We start from the raw sequence: 1278 nt of genomic DNA on the forward strand, positions 1-1278 counted from the left end.
GCGCAGGCGGAACCAGTAGAAGCCGTGGCCTGCGAGGGTGAGGAGGTAGGGCAGGTCGCCGATGGCGGGGAAGCGGACGCCGCCGATGAGTTCGACGGGGTGGCGGCCGTTGAAGGCTTGCAGGTCGAGTTCGGTGGGCTGGGCGAAGCGGGAGAAGTTGTGCACGCACAGCACGAGGTCGTCTTTGTATTCGCGCAGGAAGGCGATGACGGCGGGGTTGGTGGAGGGCAGTTCGGTGTAGGAGCCCAGGCCGAAGGCGGGGTTCTGTTTGCGGATTTCGATCATGCGGCGGGTCCAGTGGAGCAGGCTGGAGGGGCTGCTCATGGAGGCTTCGACGTTGGTGACCTGGTAGCCGTAGACCGGGTCCATGATCGTGGGGAGGTAGAGGCGGCCGGGGTCGCAGGAGGAGAAGCCGGCGTTGCGGTCGGGGGTCCACTGCATGGGGGTGCGTACCGCGTCGCGGTCGCCGAGCCAGATGTTGTCGCCCATGCCGATCTCGTCGCCGTAGTAGAGGATCGGGGAGCCGGGCAGCGACAAGAGGAGGGCGGTGAAGAGTTCGATCTGGTTGCGGTCGTTGTCCAGGAGGGGGGCCAGGCGGCGGCGGATGCCGATGTTGGCGCGCATGCGGGGGTCTTTGGCGTATTCGGCCCACATGTAGTCGCGTTCTTCGTCGGTGACCATCTCCAGGGTGAGTTCGTCGTGGTTGCGCAGGAAGATGCCCCACTGGCAGCCGGACGGGATCGCCGGGGTCTTGGCGAGGATCTCGGAGACGGGGTAGCGGGACTCGCGGCGCACGGCCATGAAGATGCGGGGCATGACGGGGAAGTGGAAGGCCATGTGGCATTCGTCGCCGCCGGCGCTGTAGTCGCCGAAGTAGTCGACCACGTCCTCGGGCCACTGGTTGGCCTCCGCCAGCACCACCGTGTCCGGATAGTGCTCGTCGATCTCTTTGCGCACCCGCTTGAGGAACTCATGGGTCTGCGGGAGGTTCTCGCAGTTGGTGCCCTCCTCCTGGTAGAGGTACGGCACGGCGTCGAGACGGAAGCCGTCGATGCCCAGGTCCAGCCAGAACCGCAGCGCGGAGATCATCTCCTCCTGCACGGCCGGGTTCTCGTAGTTGAGGTCCGGCTGGTGCGAGAAGAAGCGGTGCCAGTAGTACTGCTTGCGGACCGGGTCGAAGGTCCAGTTGGAGGCCTCGGTGTCGACGAAGATGATCCGGGCGTCCTGGTACTGCTTGTCGTCGTCCGCCCACACGTAGTAGTCGCCGTACGGGCCGTC

At 65.9% G+C, this 1278-nt stretch carries 1 protein-coding gene; it reads right to left on the minus strand.

Annotated features, from left to right (window positions below; genetic code table 11):
- Positions 1 to 1278, minus strand: a 1278-nt coding sequence (gene treS, locus ABD357_RS29915; protein ID WP_344394140.1) for a maltose alpha-D-glucosyltransferase, incomplete at both ends; no start/stop codon positions are given.

This window comes from Streptomyces vastus (assembly GCF_039532825.1).
Taxonomy (GTDB): domain Bacteria; phylum Actinomycetota; class Actinomycetes; order Streptomycetales; family Streptomycetaceae; genus Streptomyces; species Streptomyces vastus.